Origin of the sequence: Natronomonas halophila, assembly GCF_013391085.1 — an archaeon.
GTDB classification, from domain to species: Archaea; Halobacteriota; Halobacteria; order Halobacteriales; family Haloarculaceae; genus Natronomonas; species Natronomonas halophila.
In genome coordinates this window covers 2002635-2020454 of sequence record NZ_CP058334.1, presented here as the reverse complement: position 1 = coordinate 2020454, position 17820 = coordinate 2002635, and the positions used below count along the sequence as shown (strand labels likewise).

General features: G+C 58.2%; 14 protein-coding genes and 1 pseudogene. 8 read left to right on the top strand and 7 right to left on the bottom strand.

Annotated elements, in window-relative coordinates; translation table 11 throughout:
* The first annotated feature begins 72 nt into the window (after window positions 1-72).
* The gene (locus HWV23_RS10810; protein WP_178290410.1) at window positions 73-1488 is read left to right on the top strand and encodes a PAS domain-containing protein; all 1416 of its coding nucleotides are present in this window, start codon (window positions 73-75) and stop codon (window positions 1486-1488) included.
* Window positions 1489-1526: 38 nt separating this feature from the next.
* Here the strand turns inward: HWV23_RS10810 and HWV23_RS10805 are convergent, their stop codons facing one another.
* Entirely contained in the window at window positions 1527-2636 is a 1110-nt protein-coding gene (locus HWV23_RS10805) for a tyrosine-type recombinase/integrase (RefSeq protein ID WP_178290409.1), read from the bottom strand.
* Complete coding sequence (locus HWV23_RS10800) at window positions 2633-3094, bottom strand: hypothetical protein (RefSeq protein ID WP_178290408.1); 462 nt, start codon at window positions 3092-3094, stop codon at window positions 2633-2635. The genes HWV23_RS10805 and HWV23_RS10800 overlap by 4 nt, the downstream gene beginning before the upstream one ends.
* A gap of 814 nt (window positions 3095-3908) precedes the next feature.
* On the opposite strand from HWV23_RS10800, the gene HWV23_RS10795 reads away from it, so the two are divergent.
* On the top strand, window positions 3909-5045 hold the full coding sequence (locus HWV23_RS10795; protein WP_178290407.1) for a phage NrS-1 polymerase family protein: 1137 nt from the start codon (window positions 3909-3911) through the stop codon (window positions 5043-5045).
* 17 nt (window positions 5046-5062) lie between these two features.
* On the opposite strand, the gene HWV23_RS10790 is transcribed toward HWV23_RS10795, so the two are convergent.
* Window positions 5063-8533 (bottom strand): type IV secretory system conjugative DNA transfer family protein, encoded by a 3471-nt coding sequence (locus HWV23_RS10790; RefSeq protein WP_211693231.1) that lies wholly within the window; start codon window positions 8531-8533, stop codon window positions 5063-5065.
* 72 nt (window positions 8534-8605) lie between these two features.
* On the opposite strand from HWV23_RS10790, the gene HWV23_RS10785 reads away from it, so the two are divergent.
* The 3 genes and pseudogenes from HWV23_RS10785 to HWV23_RS10775 all read left to right on the top strand — a co-directional run.
* Window positions 8606-8818, top strand: coding sequence for a hypothetical protein (locus HWV23_RS10785; RefSeq protein WP_178290406.1), 213 nt, complete (start codon window positions 8606-8608; stop codon window positions 8816-8818).
* Window positions 8819-8923: 105 nt separating this feature from the next.
* On the top strand, window positions 8924-9334 hold the full coding sequence (locus HWV23_RS10780; protein WP_178290405.1) for a DUF7522 family protein: 411 nt from the start codon (window positions 8924-8926) through the stop codon (window positions 9332-9334).
* Window positions 9331-9480 (top strand): annotated as a pseudogene (locus HWV23_RS10775) (SHOCT domain-containing protein); the annotation flags it as partial. The gene HWV23_RS10780 and the pseudogene HWV23_RS10775, both read left to right, overlap by 4 nt.
* Before the next feature lie 306 nt (window positions 9481-9786).
* On the opposite strand, the gene HWV23_RS10770 reads toward HWV23_RS10775, so the two are convergent.
* Genes HWV23_RS10770 through HWV23_RS10760 form a run of 3 tightly spaced genes read right to left on the bottom strand, consistent with a single transcriptional unit; the run spans window position 9787 to window position 12604 of the window.
* A complete protein-coding gene (locus HWV23_RS10770) occupies window positions 9787-10440 on the bottom strand; it encodes a hypothetical protein (RefSeq protein ID WP_178290404.1) in 654 nt (217 codons plus the stop codon).
* A gap of 24 nt (window positions 10441-10464) precedes the next feature.
* Complete coding sequence (locus HWV23_RS10765; protein ID WP_178290403.1) at window positions 10465-12384, bottom strand: heavy metal translocating P-type ATPase; 1920 nt, start codon at window positions 12382-12384, stop codon at window positions 10465-10467.
* Between the two features lie 4 nt (window positions 12385-12388).
* A complete protein-coding gene (locus HWV23_RS10760; protein WP_178290402.1) occupies window positions 12389-12604 on the bottom strand; it encodes a heavy-metal-associated domain-containing protein in 216 nt (71 codons plus the stop codon).
* Between the two features lie 197 nt (window positions 12605-12801).
* Between HWV23_RS10760 and HWV23_RS10755 the strand changes: the two genes are divergently transcribed.
* Both HWV23_RS10755 and HWV23_RS10750 read left to right on the top strand, forming a co-directional pair.
* The gene (locus HWV23_RS10755; RefSeq protein WP_178290401.1) at window positions 12802-13326 is read left to right on the top strand and encodes an ArsR/SmtB family transcription factor; all 525 of its coding nucleotides are present in this window, start codon (window positions 12802-12804) and stop codon (window positions 13324-13326) included.
* A 300-nt stretch (window positions 13327-13626) separates the two neighbouring features.
* Window positions 13627-13887 carry a hypothetical protein gene (locus tag HWV23_RS10750; RefSeq protein WP_178290400.1) on the top strand — a complete coding sequence of 87 codons (261 nt, stop codon included), beginning with the start codon at window positions 13627-13629 and terminating at the stop codon, window positions 13885-13887.
* Window positions 13888-14595: 708 nt separating this feature from the next.
* On the opposite strand, the gene HWV23_RS10745 is transcribed toward HWV23_RS10750, so the two are convergent.
* On the bottom strand, window positions 14596-15828 hold the full coding sequence (locus tag HWV23_RS10745) for a permease (protein ID WP_211693230.1): 1233 nt from the start codon (window positions 15826-15828) through the stop codon (window positions 14596-14598).
* Between the two features lie 375 nt (window positions 15829-16203).
* Between HWV23_RS10745 and HWV23_RS10740 the strand changes: the two genes are divergently transcribed.
* A complete protein-coding gene (locus HWV23_RS10740; protein ID WP_178290399.1) occupies window positions 16204-17253 on the top strand; it encodes a two-component system sensor histidine kinase NtrB in 1050 nt (349 codons plus the stop codon).
* Window positions 17254-17820 lie beyond the last annotated feature (567 nt).

The window sequence follows — 17820 nt, the reverse complement described above, 5'->3', positions numbered from 1 at the left end:
TACATCGAAACCGATGGCCCGGAATTATCGCTCAGGCACCTCCCCGGTCGAACGACGCGGTGGGTAGCGTCCATGAGGTTCTTCCGGTCGAACGACAGCGAACAGCGTTACAGGCAGTTGATAGAGGCTTCGCCGGCGCCGATCAATCTCTTCGATGCGGACGGTGAGGTACTCTGGGGCAACGACGCCGTCGTCGACCTGTTGGGCCTTTCCTCTCGGTCGGAGTTGATCGGCCGTTCCATCTTCGATTTCATCGACCCCGACGACAAGTACACGGCAAAGCAAGAACTCGCGACGGTCGTCGGGGACAAACGGTCGGCGGGACCCACCGAGATGCAACTACAGCGAGTGGACGGCGAGACGCGCAGCATCCGGGTCACCACCGCGCCCGGACGATACGAAGGACAGGATATCGGGCAAGCGGTCATCATCGACGTCACGGACCTCAAGAACGTCCAGGCGGAACTGGAGGCGGAACGCCAGCTCATCGACGACGCGCTCGACGCGCTGCAGGACGTCTTCTACGTCATCACGCCCGGCGGGGACCTGAAACGGTGGAACGACGCCCTGCTGGAGGTGTCGGGCTACGACGAGTCGGAAGTTCGAGAGATGCACGTCGAGGAGTTCTTCGTCGACGCCGACGCCGACCGCGTCTCCGAATCGATCGCGTCGGTCTTCGCCGGCGGCGAGGACGTCATCGAGGCGACCGTCGTGACGAAACGGGGCCGGGAGATTCCCTTCGAATTCCGCAAACAGCGATTAGTCCGGGACGGAGAGGTCGTCGGACTGGTCGGTATCGGGCGTGATATCTCGGAGCGAGTCGCCCGAGACCAGCACCTCCATGCCGTCGACCGGTTGCTGCAACACCACCTCCGCAACAAGGTCAACATCGTCAACGGACAGGCCGACCGACTCCGGGAGGGCACGGCCCGACCCTCCGAAGTGGCCGGCCGAATCGAAACCGCATCGGAGCAACTGCTCTCGCTGTTCGATAACCACCACGAAATCGTCGAACTGTTGACCGAGCGCGAACCCGTCGAAGAACTCGACGTGGTCGACGTCATCGAATCGGTCGTTCGGGAAGTCCGTGAGGAGTACCCGGACAGCAGAATCACTTATGATATGCCGGATTCGGCGACGGCCGTCGCCGCGCCGGCCGTGGACAAGGCGATTCGTGAACTCATCGAGAACGGCATCGTACACAACGACGCCGAGGAACCCTCCGTACACGCCGTGGTGCGATTGCGCGAATCGACGGTCGCGGTTAGAGTAGTCGATTCCGCGCCCGAGATACCGGACATGGAGTACCTCCCGCTGGATGATTTCACGTCGCTAACCCCGACGTTCCACACGAGTGGACTCGGGTTGTGGTTCGTCCACTGGATCACGGAACGGTCCGGCGGCACCCTCGAATTCGACCGAATCGATTCGGGCGGGAACAACGTCACCCTCGAACTGCAGCGGCCGAACGGCCACTGGACCGCCTGAGGCGACGCGATACGGTGATGGGCGAAAAGGCGGACGGGCTACCCAGTCAGAAGCTGGTAGCCTTCATTCCGAAAGACGTCCTCCACGTCCTCGTAGTAGGTGTGAATATACTCGTCTACACCGGCACGGTCCTTGATAGACGTTCCTTCAGCTCGGTCGCCTCTCATATATCGAAGTAGTTGCCGGTCGATTCCGTTCTCGATTCGCCAATACGTGGTGAAGAAGTGTCGACCGAAGTGGCTCCCAACGGCTCGGTGGTGTTTCGTCTCTTCGTACATCGGTCTAAAATACTCGATCCAGAGATTGTTCACGTCGTGATGGGACAGTTTGTTATGACCCTCTGTCGAGAGCACGAGCCACGGCTCACCGTTATCCGGTCGCAGATACAGGTATTGTTCCAGAAGCCGTCTGGTCTCTTCATCCAGTGGTAACACACGCGGTCGACAGGACTTGTTTCGATCTCTATCGTGAGGGATGAAGATCGTATTTGGCCGACCACTCAGACTCCAGTGTGAACCGAGTTCAGGATACGCCTCTCGGAGAGTAGCTGATCGAATAGCGATTTCGTCGATGCGGATATTGGTCAGTTCACTGGCTCGCAAGCCAAGTTTCAGTTGCAGGAAGATTATCAACTGATCACGAAGGGCGTCAATCGACTGGAGAACACCCCGAACTTCGCTCATCGACAGTGGCGGCAACTCCTTTTGATCCTCCGAAGCACTGAACGAGACCTTCGACATAGCCAGCGATATCGGATTGAAATCAGTCGGATGAGGAAACGCGGGGGACTGCTGCCAGAACTGATAGGTCTCGTTCAGCCGCCTCAGTTTCGACTGTGCCGTATTCGGATGATTATCTCGGTCTTCGTATAGATGCTCGATGAACGCCGCAACATGGCGTTCGCTTGGACACGCCGGATGACGACCCTGACGTTCCATGAACTGGCACCACTGTCGGTGAACTCGCCGATATCCTTCGATGGTGGTCTCGACCAGATCGCGCTGTTCTACCGACTCAATCACGAACAGTTCAAACGGATCGACATCCACCGTGGTAAACTCGTCTTCGAACGCTGCAAGTGGGTCCTGGCTACGATCGAATGCTTCAGCAATCCGGGTTTCCGGATCGTCGCTGACTTCGTCGCTCATAGTGTTTCCTCCATCTTTGTCTCCCAGATCTCGCCAGCTGCCTCATGTTCGTTCGCAGCCATTAGTAGCGGATTATACAGATGAGGGTGCTCAGTATGCCAAAGCAGCCAGTCATAGAACCGTTCTAACTTCCCCCAATACGTTTTGTAGGCAGTGAGGGGAGTTACGTTCTCAAGGAGTTCTCTACACAGATATTCGACATCAGCAGGCCGTGCAAGTGCATGGTGTCGTCCGCGTTCGTCCATGACACGCCGCCATTTGCGACCGGTTCGACGCGCTTCCTGTTGTGTCTGATAGGCGTTGTGCTGTGGAAAATAGACCTCAATTAGGAATTCACCCCACAGATCTCGACCTTGGTACTGGTCGTGGTAGGATTCTAGCCGATGTCGTTCAGGAACATCGCTGAACTGCTTGTAGACGCCGAGTCGACCGTCTGGATCTGTTGTCTTCTGACTCATGGTTTTGAACGACCCGAGTTGGCCGCCACCCGTACACGGCCAAATAAAACCACCAGGGCGTCGGCCGAGGGTCTCTGGCCTCCTATTCAGTAATAAATATTCGACCGGTCGGAGAGTCGGTACACTGTTTGTAATATACGGGGCAGAAGCCCCACACAATACACGGTTAGATACGGTGATTTCAGGCGTTAAGTCGGCTGTAAACCCGCTACAAGGGGGTGTACGATTACAGAGCCGTCCGCAATGAGAGATGTGACTTCAGATGTGAGCAAAGCGATGCGGCACACGACGAACGATAACAGAGGTATTTCAGATCGGTTATCAACAAACGTCCCAAGGAACGGCTAAGCGTCCCGAACCCAATCAACGGCGGCTATGCGAGACAGTAAACTGGCCAGTATACCGGTTATTTCAAAATTGGAAAACCGGCGATACACCCCCATACATCCGGGGGTGTATCGGGGTTTCAGGATTACCGTCTACTGTCGTTACGATTGATCTACTGCCAGTCTACACCCGTGGCTATCGAACAGTCAGCGGTACCGTAGCTATTGGAGGACCTCTCTCGACCCGAAACCGAGGGGTACCGATATCGCGTGTGAATCCAACTGTTAGCGGTGTAGTGCAATCACCAATCCCCCCGCTACACAGTGAGGTTGAACTCACATTGCGGCGTTCGGAACGACCGTATACTCAATAAATCAGGCGTTACACCCATTTACACTACCGTACACTCGTTCAGCAGGGGGTGTAGGAATCGCAACTACCGCCACGAACAGAATTCTTTAGTTATTAATATACAATCAGAAATTAAATGTCGGAGTCGCTGCCAGACCAAGACGAGATCCCGGACACGCTCTTGGAGTACGACCAGTGGCTCTGTTGGCGTGCGGAAGAGCGTGATGGAAAAACGACGAAGATTCCGATCGACCCGACCACCGGAGAGTTCGCGTCGACGACCGACGCGGAGACGTGGGCGGCATTCGAGACGGCTCGTGAGCAAGTGCAGTTCGGGCAGGAGGACGGCCTCGGCTTCGTGTTTACCGATTCGGACTCGATTGTGGGTGTCGATCTCGACGACTGCCGAGACCCGGAGACGGGGCAACCCGAAGCGTGGGCCAAAGACGTCATCGAGACGCTCGATTCCTTTACTGAGGTTAGTCCCTCCGGCACCGGTTATCATGTGCTCGTGGCTGGCTCGCTTCCGGAGGGCCGCAATCGCAAGGGCGAGCTGGAACTCTACGAGACGGCGCGCTTTTTCACCGTAACTGCTGACCACGTCGACGGAACGCCTGAAGCGATCAAGGAACGGGAAGACGCACTTACAGCCGTCTATGACGAGTATCTCGCGCCCGACGAACAGCAGACATCAGAATCGAAGAATGTCGACAACAAGCAGGTAAATCGCTCCCTCGATGACGAAGAACTCCTCCAGAAGGCGAAGAACGCCGCAAACGGGGAGAAGTTCGAAGCCTTGTATCGCGGCAACACAGCCGGATACGAGAGCCAGTCGGAAGCGGACATGGCGTTGTGTTCGCTGCTGGCCTTCTGGACCGGCGGTGATGCCCGGCAGATCAATCGGCTATTCCGGGACTCGGGGCTGATGCGTGAGAAATGGGACGAGCAACACTTCGCCGACGGGAGTACCTACGGCGAGAAAACGATCGAGCGGGCCATCGCTGGAACGAGCGAGTTCTACGATCCATCCAGTGAATTCGACGAAGCAGACACGCAACCCACGCAACAGCCACAGGAGTCGACCTCTCGCGATTCTCGAGAACGAGAGCGGCTCGAACGAATCGAAGAACTGGAGCAACGCCTGAGCGACGTTCTCGAAGAGAAAGCGGAGTTACAGGCCGAACTGGAGAAGGAACGCGCCCGACGGAAAGCCCTCGAAGCAGAATTAGAAGAAGAACGCGAATCGAGCGGGTCGCTATTCGATTGGCGGTAGCAATCTCGGGTCGAGAGTCACTCCAGTATCGTATCCCGGAGATACTGGAAGGTAAACACGTCCGTCAGCCCGGGCTCGTCGATCTTGAACTGCTGTGGCGGTGAACTTCGACTGTACTCTTTTTCGACGCGTGCCTCGCCCTCAGGTGGGTTATTGAGCGCATCGAGGACGTCGTGCGCACCGTCACGGTTCTTGACGACCCAGATGGCGGCCTCCGGATCGTGGTTGGCCATCTTGTCGTAATCCTCCGGGACCGCTCGGAGCGTGTCGTGATTCGACCGTTCGGCTTCCATCGTAACGACGACCTCGCCGTCGGCATCCAACCCAGCGGCATCAAGTCGGTAGTCGTCGACCTCGTGATAGCTCACGGCATCGACGGCCTCGGAGTCGTCGTCCTCGACGAACGTCTGTTCGATATACCGCCGACCGAGTTCGACCATCCCGACGTGCAGGGAGGATTCGCTCAGATCACCCTTTCCATCGCCGTGGGCGACTCCTTCACGATGACTGATGTTGGCGGCTTCCCGACCCTCCGGCGTGACGGTATAGAGCTTGTGTGGATACGAACAATCCTCGGAAAGCAGGTCCGCGTCCAGCAGTTCCTGTACTTCGGGGTTGTCGACGCCGACGTACTCCTGTAGGCGGACCATGCTATCATACAGGAGGTCGTACTCCAGTTCCGGGTCGAAGCGCCGCTGGTGGGCCGCATAGACTGCCTGCAGGAATCGCAACTGTGCGTCGGTGTATGGGCTCTGTCGACGCTCGTCAACTGAGAGTTTGAGATTGAGTTCGCAGATCGGGATATTGTCGCGGTCGACGTCCTCAATCGTGTTACAGCACCGTATCGCGTGACGCATCCCATCGCTCGTCGGGTCATAGCGCGTCTCACAAGCGCCGCAAACGAGTGCGTGAGCTTCGCCGTCGTAGTCGACTACCTCTGGAAGCCGTTTCGTATACGGCAGTGCGGAGTCAACACGAGCGTCCGTATCGACTTCCGGTGCGGACTCTAAGTCCTCGGCAGTGGGTTCGGAATCGATGCTGGCCTCACTCGAGGCATGCCGTTCCATCGTCGCCTGACGCGTGTTCATCGCGATATCGATGCCGTGGTCGAGGCGCGTCCGGTCGCGAACGACGTCGAAGGCAGCCTCGAACGCCGTCTCCTCGGCCGCCAAAAACGTGTTATCTCCATCAGGATGGCCGGGCGGCAGCGGCGCGCTCTTGAGCAGGAACGGCCGGGGTTCCTCGACGTCGAAGGCCGACGGCAGCGACACGAACCACTGGCCGCGACGAATCGCTCGCAAGCGGTTCGCGACCTCGCTGGGCGGCATGTCCTCCGTGGCGAGTCGCCTGGCGAGGTCGTCGTCGACGGCGACGTTGCCCGTGATAATCGTCGAGACGTTGTTGAGGACCTCAGCGTAGGCCTCGTTGTCGGCCTGCCGAAGCTGTGCGGGGAACTGCATCGCCAGCGTTATCGAGAGCCCGAAGGACCGCGACTGGGCAAGCAGGTCCGACAGTAGTCCGGAGGTCGCGATGGACGCAGCCTCCTCCAGGTATAGGTTCACGAGCGGGTGGTCGTCCGTATCGGCCGCTCGTGTTCGACGCTGTAGCGCGCTCCACAGCGCCGACAGGAGGACAAGCGTGATGGTCCGCTGGCTCGCCGGACGGAGGCCGCCCGTGTCGACGATGACGACCGCGTCCTCGTCGAGGATTTCCCGGAAGTCAAACTTCGGATCGTCGCCTTCGGGTACGTGATTGAAGAGTTGCCCGAGGCGGTCATCGAGCGGGATCTTCTCGATACGGTTTGCAACCCCCTGCATGAGTTCGTCGAAGGAGCGCTTGCTGTTGGCAGCGACACCCGAGAGCATTCGCTGGAGGTCTTCGTCGACGACGGGTGGCGCATCGCGGGTTTCGTGCATCCGCGTTGCCGCGTCCTCCAAGTCGCGATGTGCGAAGGCGTCGTCGCCGTGGACCGGGTCGAACATCGCCTTGACGAGGTATTTGATGATGTCCGGCGAACGGACCGCCTGCTCGAAGCGGTCCCGACCCATGATTCCGATGAGAATCTCGATATAGTGGTCGACGACGTCTTCGACGGCCGTCGTGCGGTCGATGCCGTCCGCCAGTTGATCGCGGATGTCAAAAAACGAGATTGCCGGCAACGTTTCGGTGCAGTCGAAGTAGTAGACATCATCGAGGTCGCCGTATTTGGCGTAGTGCGCACGTAGGTACTCGACGGGCATCCCGTCGCCTTTCGGGTCGATAAGGATATCCGCGCCCTCGGTGGCGCCGTGGTTCTCGAGGATAGCGTTGATCAGCGACGTTGATTTCCCGGAGCCGGTTTTCCCGAACCAGGCGGCATGGAGAGGCTGTAGCGACGGCGGCAGCGATACTGGTGGGTCAGTCGGTTGATCGTCGGTCGTGAGTGGCCGCCCGAGGAGCATGCCCTCGTCGTACTGTGCCAGTATGTCGTCGTTGGGCCGCGGGATTCCCGTCTGTTCGTTCGGCGTTGTTTCGAGTGCCCGACGGCCTTCGGCGGTCAGCGACGCCCCATCGAGCAGACAGAAGTTCGGGGCAGTAAGTGGGTCCGCAACGATCGCTGGTGAAACGTTCGCCGTGACGGGCAGCCGCTGTTTGAGACGCGTTCGGAACGGGAGTTCCTCGATACACTCAGCGGCCCGGAGTTGAGAGGCGACGGTTTCAGTCCGTTCCGAGTCGGTGTAGACGCGTGCAGTGGGTTCGTAGAAGTCCCCACCGACCGGACCGAACACCGTGGTGATTTCCTCCAAAACTGCCTCGGCGTCAGGGCCATCAGCAATAGCACGAACGTTGACCACGAAGGATCGACGCGCATCCATCGCTTCGATCGATTCGATACGGTCCTGATGTTCCGGGCTAGCGTCCTCGAACTCGGGATCGGGGTCGTACTCGCCCTGGAGGAAGTCGAAGAATCGTTGACTGGGAGTGTCGGTGTTCCGTTTGAGTTGTTCGATGCGAACTTGAGCGTCGGCTCGCCAGTCCCGCTTCGGGGAGAAGACGGCTTGGTAGGCGACCGTCGATTCGGCTTCGGTTAACGTATTGACGACAGCAGCAAGCGGGAACTGTGGGGTGGCATTTTCACGAACGACCGGACGAAGGCGGGTTTGCCAGTCGTCCTGTCGATCGCCCCAGCCGTGGAGTTCCAGTGCTGCGGTCGGCTCCTCGATTTCGAATTCGGGTGGCAGTTCCGTCGTTTCAATTCGTGCGCTATCAGGGAATAGTCCCCGGAGCGTATGTTCGACTGTATTGCGATATTCGGAGTCGGCGAACGCATAATATTCGATCCGGTCGGCCTGAGTGAGGAGACAGAATCCGAACCGAGAGGAGGTGTCCACACTGTGGAGGCGTTCGAACACATCCCGGAGTGCGTCAGCATCAAGATGCTCTTCGCTCGGAATTATCCGGTAGACGGTGTATCTCGCGTTATCGACAGACGAGATTGACGTCGTCATTTTGCGCTCAAATTCATCATACTAATAATTTGAATTAAGATTATCGCTGGGTATGACTTTTGACGATAGCTGATGCAGGACAGGTACTTCTTGGAGTTCTACGCGCTCATACCGACAGCTATCGAATCAACTGTTGGTGGGCAGAAACGCCGGTACCCCTACCAGTTGCCCACCGACGTACTGAGAGAGGTACTTCAGGTTGGGAATAGGTTTTGTGGCCTCTTCGACTGCATCACTCGGAAGGCAATCCGTGTTGGTTCGGATGAGCCCTCCAGTTTTGTATGAAATCTTCGGACCGTCTCTTGTAAGTTCGATTTATTCACACCGTGTGTGATTATTTGGGTAAACTATTAGAAAAATATAAACACAAAAGGATAGAAATATCTAGGTATGATTAGCGAGCAGCATCGGGAGCTCCATCAATTCGTCAAAGAACGAGCTGGTAGCTCATATCGGACGGCATTCTACTACGATGCGGACGATTGGGAGGCGATTCATGTCCGTCGCGATCTCCAACTGGATTCGCTCGGCGAGGAAGTTCCTGATGTCATGGAACGAGCGCGCAAGGATGAACCCTTAGTTCGTGAGGAAGACTACCCACCACTCGGAGAGAATTACGCACGGGCCGAGATCCACGAGAACGGTCTAGTCTTCCAGTTTCCGGAGGGCCCAGACGAGGGAATCATTGTTTCGCTGGATCCCGATGCCGCGCAGGTTTTAACCGGTTTCGTCACCCGATGTCTCTCCATTTTAGAGACACCAAACACCAGTAAATATCGATATCGGACGCCGTCTGAGTAGGATATCTCCTGTACCGAGGGACCCGTCAAGTGGACACTCGAAGTGAGGACACTGCGCTTGAAAAACTGCGCGTCGCGTACGCTCGAGGCGAACTGGCCGACGAGGAGTTCGAAACCCGGCGCGAGCGATTAAAACGGGAGGACTGAGCGGCATGGCCGATCGCCACGGCCACCACACAGAACAGGGACCATCGCATCAGAACCCGACGGACAGCGAGCGTCCCTGTTGTCGCGTTTGCAAGTTTACCAAGGTGAATCGGAAGTGGAAACGCTCGCTTGTGGGCTGCAGGTCAAGGTTGAATGCGGTCTCAACGGACCGAACACCATCTATGATGGTATCTGCTGCATCGGCAACTAATGGGGTGACGCTACCGGGTGAAAGACCGAAATCCGCGGCAGCGAAAGCCACATTACGTCGTTTGTTCGAATCCCGTGTTATAACGCAGGGGCCTGCTACATCGTTTCGATGGTGAAAAGCGACTCATCGCTGAGGACGACCTGTACGCGGCGGTGCCAGGCGTCAGCGAAGGCCTCCCGTTGCTGCTCGCTCGCCGTCCCGTCGAGAATCTGCTGGAGATTCCCAATTGCGGGCCCACCGTCGGGAACGTCGGTGACGTGGTAGGTTACCTGCACTGTCTCGTCCGTGTCGGTTCGCCGGAACCGGAATGTCGGGTCCGTCGTGTCCGTGTCAAACGCATCGAAGTGCAGGAGGTCGCGGCGCCCGCCGTAGCCGCCGGCAAGTCCGCTGAACCCGTCGTCTTCGGTCGCGCCGGTGACGTACGAGATGATGCGGCTCATCACGCCGTATGTCGCGTCGTCTCGCGAGCCGGGTGCTTGCACTTCGACCTCGCTTCGGACCGGATAGCTATCGGGATACAGGGTATCGAGTCCGAGTTGGACAATCCGGTAGGCGCCCGAGGCAGTCGGACAGGAGTGTCCTGCTTCTTTCACCGCGTCCGTGTAGGTGATGACGAACGGCTCGCCCGGTTCCAGGACGCCGAGGGCCTCCGCAACGGGGTCGCGAATTTCGATCGGGTCGACATCGTAGTTGACCTGCCAGTCGGTTCCATTGTGAGTCACGTCAGTCGGAGCTGAATTCGATGTCATGGTGTCGGTGATCGTCTTTGATGTTCAGTAGCGGAGCAGTCGCATCCCGTTGAGGATGACCGCGAGGACGCTGGCCTCGTGTACGAGCATCCCCGACGCAAGGGTAATGTAGCTGGTAAGCACGCCCGCGAGGAGGACGGTCACGGTCAGCACCGCGAGCCCGACGTTCTCGAGGACGTTCCAGCGCGTCGCTTTGCTTAGCGTGACCGCGTAGGGGATGCGTTCGAGATCGTCGGCCATCAGCGCCATGTCCGCCGTTTCGATGGCGGTGTCCGTTCCCGCGGCACCCATCGCGATGCCGACGTCGGCGGTCGCCAGCGAGGGGGCATCGTTGATGCCGTCGCCGACCATTGCGACGACGTGTCCGTCCGCCTGGCAGGCCTCGATGACGGACTGTTTGTCCTCGGGGAGGAGTTCGGCGCGGTACTCGTCGATGCCGACCTCCTCGGCAACGGCGGCGGCCGTCCGTTCGTTGTCGCCGGTGAGCATCATCGTCTTGATCCCGGCGTCCCGGAGTGCCGCGACGACGTCAGGGGCGGCCTCTCGGAGTTCGTCCCGCATCGCGATTGTGCCGATGACGTCCCCATCCCGGATGACGTGGACGACCGTTTCGCCGCGCTCCTCACGCTCGCGGACGTAGTCGGCGACCCGACTGGGGATGTCGATACCGCGGTCGTCCAGCAGTGCGCGGTTACCAACGACTATCTCGTGGCCGTCGTAGCGAGCGACGACGCCCTTGCCGGCGACCACGTCGAAATCGTCAGGGTCCGGAATCGACCGGGGGTTCCGGTCGGCTTCGACCGCGTTCGCGACCGTCGCACCGCCATCCGTCGCAGCGGTCGGGCGCTCGCGAGCTGCGTCAACGATGGCGTCGGCGAGGTGGTGTTCACTCTTCTTTTCGGTAGTCGCCGCGAGCGATAGGACCTCGTCATCAGCGATGCCAAATCCCTCGACGTCGGCGACTGTGGTTTCGCCCTTCGTGAGAGTGCCGGTCTTATCGAAAGCGACGAGGTCGATCTTGCCGGCGCGTTCGAGGTGTTCACCGCCCTTCATCAGGACGCCCGACCGGGCGGCGTTCCCGATTGCGGAGACGATGCTGACCGGCGGCCCGATGACCAGCGCCCCGGGACAGCCGATGACCAGCAGCGTCAGCGACAGGATCGCATTCTGCGTGACTGCATACGCGCCGATAGCCAGGGCGATGACGGCAGGCGTGTAGTACTTCGCGAACCTGTCGATGAGGCTCTCCGTGGGCGACTGGGCCTCCTGGGCCTCCTCGACGCGGCGGATGATGCGTTCGAGCGTCGTGTCCGAACCCGCACCCGTCGTTCGGATTTCTAACGCACCTTCTTGGTTGACCGTCCCGGCGTAGACCCCGTCGCCGTCGGCCTTGTGGACGGGCGCGCTCTCGCCGGTGACCGGTGCTTGATTGACCGCGCTTTCGCCGTCGATGACGGTCCCGTCGACCGGAATCTTCCCACCCGGCTTCACGACGACGACTTCGCCCTCTTCGACTTCGCGGGCGGGTACCTCCTGGAGTTCCCCGTCCCGACGGACGGTCGCCGTGTCGGGCGTCATCTCCAGCAGCTCCTGGAGGGCCGTCCGGGTCTTCCGCATCGTCCGGCCCTCGAGATAGCTGCCGAGGCTGAACAGGAAGACCACAGCGGCGGCCTCCCAGTACTCGCCGATGATGATGGCACCGATGGCGGCCAGCGTCACCAGCGTCTTGATGCCGAGCGTCCGGTTAGAAACCTCGTGGTAGGCGGTTTGGGCGATGTCGTAGCCTCCCACGACCGTCGCGAAGACGAGGATGACGGCGCTTGCCATATCGAAACTCGTGAGGTGGCCAAGGCTCCAGCCACCGCCGTAGAGGAGGCCACTGGTCGCCGTGACGATGGCCTTCCGATGTTTCCGGTAGTACTGCGTGATCGATCGTTCGTTCATGGTGTTAGGCGGGCTGGGGCGTGTATCCCTGGTTTTCGATGGTCTGTGCGAAGACATCGGGGTCAGCGACGCTGTCGTCGTACTCGATCTCGACGCGACCGGTCGCGTAGTGGACCTCAACGTGCTGGACGCCGTTGACGTTCGAGAGGGCGCGTTCGACCGTGCTCGCACAGGTCGGGCAGTCGAAGTCCATGACGCGGAACTGGGTTGTGTCGCTCATTACAGTTCGAGATAGTGCCTATATCCAAATAAGTATTTTTTAGATGATATGTTTGAATTTCTATATTGGTCGTTGGAACGGTCAAATTGGTCGTCTAGAGCTTTCGCTACCGCGGGTCCATTCGGGCCGTTCGCTAACGACGCCACCCTCGCTCGTGTCCCGCTACCTTTTCCCGCGTGCTCGCGTTCAGTTCTCGTATGAGTGACTCCGATACCGACCACCGTCTCGAGGACATCGCGGTGCGAGACACCCGGGTTTCGGATGCCATTGACGAGCCGATGCGGGCGATGATTCTCGATATTCTGGCCGAGGAGGCCCTGACCGCGACCGAGGTCCACGAACGCCTCGAAGATCGCGGCGTCGACCGGACGGAGAATACGGTTCGCCACCACATCAACGAGCTCCGGGACGCGGGCCTCGTTGACGTTGTTCGCTTCGAGGAGGGCCGCGGTGGGACCACGAAGTACTACCACGCAAACACGATCGTTCTCTCGTACTCACTACCGGATTCGGCCGACGCCGCCGTTGAGGAGATGATCGACGCTGTCCAGCCGCAGATTACGGACGCACTCACCACGCTCACGGACGAGTACGACGACGCGATCGAGGAGATCGTCGCGGACATGCAGCCCTGCGAACACTGTCGGACCCAGAAATACGAGACGTACGTCCTTCTGACCGTCCTGCGGCGTGCGTTCGTTCGCGCCCACAGAGATTCCTGAGGGACAAACTTCGGGATTGTTGGGAATTCATTAGATACGACACGGCACGAAACAACTGGTCGCTGAAAATTGCGAATCTACCGACACACTCTGTTAGCAACAGTCACTTTGGGTAGTGTCGAATGATCCCGGGGTTACCTAAGGAATCGAAAGTAAGAACATACAAAGAGTTGGGGTATCGAGGCGAAAATTCATTGAAATATGCCCACGTTGTTTGATGTGTGCATCAGTTGAACCCGCCCTTAAAACTGTACGGCCAGAGTACAATCAGACACAGCGTAGAGGGGGTGATTGAAGACGATGAGTGAGAAAATCTCCAAGCATCGGTCCGGAGTCCTGTTCGCCCTCATTTTTGCCGCATCTCACGCCGCGTGGATCTGGTTTGTCGTCTCTGACGTCTCCAGATCCGCAGTTGACATTGTGGCGCGGACAAACTTTGTCGAGCCGGAGGATACAGTGGATTTTGATTTGTCGCTGACAGTTGGGGGGCTCACGATCGCTTCAGTTGCCGGCTATTTGATGGGAGGCTTGTTCGCAGTCCTTTGGAACCGAAACTCGTGAGGAGAGGGTAGTTGCGTCCCAGTCGGATTAGTAGTCTTGCGTCTCGCTATCGTAATTCAGCAACTAGTATCGGCGACACGCTTCGTATATCGCAGGAAGCCCAAGGGAGAGCTAAAACACCGAACGCGACGAACCCGAACGTGGACCACGTCGATTCCCGAACCGCAAAGACAGTAGCGACCACACCGAGTAGCGCGACACCGTACGCCAGATTACTCCACAGTGATCGTACGAGGAACAGTAGAGCCAGCAGACGAAAGTGTACGACGGCGCGTTCCATGTCGCCGGATAGAGCTTCGGCCAGAAGAACCGACAGTACGTTGTCAAACCAAGCATCGCAGTAGTTGGTAGTGCAACGAGCCAGGCCGTCGGTCGATTCTGGAACCGTCGATAGCCTGCGAGGAACACTGCCGGCGCGCCGAGGACCCACAGCCAGATACCGATCGTGTGCGAGACGGGCCAGTGTTCGATACGGGGCTGCGTGACTGGTACTCGAAGCGATGTGGGCAACGTTGCCCACGGGAAGGAAGGGTCAGGGACGGGGTTCGTGAACAGCGCAAATAGACATAGCACTGTCCCAGCGACGAGTCCGTAAAGTGCGGCGTCGGTATATCGGTCGAGCCAGGATGGGAGGACCTACCTATTTCGGCCATCTTCACCGGGTTCGGACTTCCAATCTATCATTTGGAACCTCCGTAGAATTATCGGTTAGCCTGCATGCATCTCGTGGTCGTCCGATTCCTCGTCGCCTCCTGCCGTCCAGTAGCCCACGTAAACCTGTCCGAGGAACAGTAGCGTGAAGAGGGCGTTGAGATACGTCGTATAGCCGGCGGGGGCAGTCCCTCCGGCTTCTCCCTGAGGCGGAATGAGGCCGACTCCACTCCACAGGTAATGAATTACGACGCCCGAGATGACGGCGGTGATGAAAATCGAGACGAACAGTACCGTAGCCATCCGGAGGCCGTAATATCGACGGTACGCGTCGTCGATGGTCGGGACAATCAAGTCCGCGAAAATGAAGCTCATGACGCCACCGAAGGCGATGCCGTTGTTCCAGAGGATGACCGCAAACGGGACGTTTCCGACCGAGCAGACGAACGTAACGACACCGATGACGACGCCGATGATTGCGCTGGTGAGTATCCACACGAACGTCCCTTCAGCCCCGATACCGAACAGCGTCGTCCACCACTCGCGGGGGACGAAGGCTCCGATGAGACCAGCGATAAGGAAGCCAGCGACGATATCCTCCCAGAGCATCCCCCACTCGCCGAGGGCGTTCTTCGAGGCGAGTCGCCAGCCATCCCGGGTCAACAGCCGGTCGCGCCACGTCGCGTCCTGTTGACGCTGTTCCTCAAGGTACGCCTGCTTGCACGATTCCGAGCAGAAGTATTCGGTCCCGCCATCGGTCTCCAGCGTGAGGACGTCATCGCTCGTGGGGTCGACCTCCATACCACAGGACGGATCACGCACGCCTTCCGAGGAGCGGAGGTATTCGCGCGATGCGTCGAACCACTTCTGGGGAACGATGTACTTGTAAGCCACCGCGAGAAGCGCGATGAGGATGAGGCCCGCCACGTAGTCGGCCAACACGAACTGCCACCCGAGCAGAATCCACATAACGAGGCCGAGTTCGATGACGAGGTTCGTGGAAGCGAACTGGAACGCCGCGAGGCTAGCCACCGGCGACGCGCCCTTCTTGAACAGCGACTTCGTCGTCGCGACTGCCCCGAACGAACACGACGATGACGCAGCACCGAACACCGTCCCGAGTCCGAGTTCTTTCCAGCCGTTGCCGCCGAGAACGGCAGACATCTTCTCTTCGCTGACGAACGTCTCGACGGCGCCGGCGATCGTAAATCCGAGCACGAGCGCCCACCACGTCTCCCAGAACATCTCACCAGCGAGCCGCAGTCCTTCGACGAGGGTCTCAACTACCATGATACCCACACCCCCTGGCAGATTGCTTAATCGTATATTGCAACCCCTGGAGGGAGAACCCTGACGTCGACATCATATGTGGAAATAATGTAGCCAGATATAACGTGATTTTGCTTAAGAAGCACTGCCTTTTAATCGTGTATTACTTTCAAATCAAAAATATATTAGTGTTAATTTTTGTAATTGAAAACGACAGGTGATACTGAAGGATGTGCTATCCTGATTGCCCCAGCGCAGTCGGAACTACTAACTCCGGTCTGTTGTGTCCACGTATCGGTCGATGTATGCTGCATACCGAGTATCTTCAGATAGCGAAGACACAAGACGCATTTATCTCTCCGAGGGAGAAGGTTACCATAAGGGGAAAACTGGGACATGGGGAGCATACATCACCAAGCATTTCGAGAGGCTGTCGAAGCCGCTGGGCATTCGATCTACTTCACTAATGAACACGGCGTTATAGAATACGTCAATCCGGCATTCGAGAGCATTACTGGCTACTCCAAAGCGGAAGCCGTCGGACAAACACCACGTATTCTGAAATCCGGGGAACACGACGAACAGTTCTATGAGGAGCTGTGGGAAACCATCACATCGGGGGAGGTCTGGCGGAGCGAACTCATCAATACCCGGAAATCAGGTGAACAGTACGTCGTCGACCAGACCATCGCACCAGTCACCGGTGAAACAGGGGCCATCACAGGCTTTGTTTCCGTCAACGTCGACATCACCGACCAGAAGGAATGGGAACAGGAACTCAAACGGGAACGTGACCGACTGGATGAGTTCGCAAACATCGTCAGCCACGACCTTCAAACCCCCTTGGCAGTCATCCAAGGCCGGGCCGAAATTGCACAACAAGAGGGAGACAGCGAGCACGTAGATGCAATCCAGACTGCGGCTGACCGGATGGAACGGATCATCGATGACGTACTCTGGCTGGCGCGTGAAGGACGAGACATCGGGTCTGTGGAATCTGTGCGGCTTCAGGATGTCATCGACTCCGCGTGGACACTCGTAGGCGATGGCATAGACCAAGCAGAGTTGCGCTACGAGAATGATCCACAGTCGCTACCGACGATTGAAGCCGATCACGATCGACTCCGCCAGCTCCTCGAAAACCTGTTCCGGAACGCCATCGAACACGGTGGTGATGACGTAACGGTCACTATCGGAGTCATAGGTGATGGCTTCTACGTCGAAGATGACGGGCCCGGTATCCCTGACAGTCGACGTGATGAGGTGTTTACTGCTGGGTACTCAACTGGTGACAAGGGAACTGGCTTCGGGTTGAGTATCGTCAAGCAGGTCGCCGAGGGACACGGCTGGTCGGTTCGCGTGACCGATGGCTCGAACGGCGGGGCCCGACTCGAAATCACCGGCATACACTCTATCGAAGAAGAGCGATCTCAGTCGACCGATTAGTATGCCGCCTGTACTGCACGATTCGGCTTCATTAATGATTTCATCGTAAAGTGACGAGATCGACCGAAAGAACCGGTCTGTGAGCCGCCCAGTACTCCCGGTGGTCGGGACACTGGTTCAGAAAACCCATTACGCGGTAATAGGTTCAACTGGTATGGAAACCGCCCCTCTATCGTCTAACGACGAAGCCCTCATTGAGCAAATCATGGAGACGAACGAGCGTACGTTCGATCCGGAGTTCTTCGACGGCGCACACATCGTCGCCGCTGGAGTCCGGACGACTGACGGCTCAGTATACGAAGGCGTGAGTTTACCGGCGAGTGTCGGTCGAGCGTCAATGTGCGGGGAACCAGTCGCAGTCGGCTCGGCCATTTCCGACGGATACAATCATGACGACATCGACACCAGCGTCGCTGTCGCATACCCGATGCCGTCTCACGATGAGAACGAAACACGAGTTATTCCACCGTGTGGGAGCTGCCGAGAACTATTAGCAGACTATAATGAAGAGATGCGCGTCATTGTCCCCCTCGACGGAGAAAATCGGGTTGTGAGTGCTATCGACCT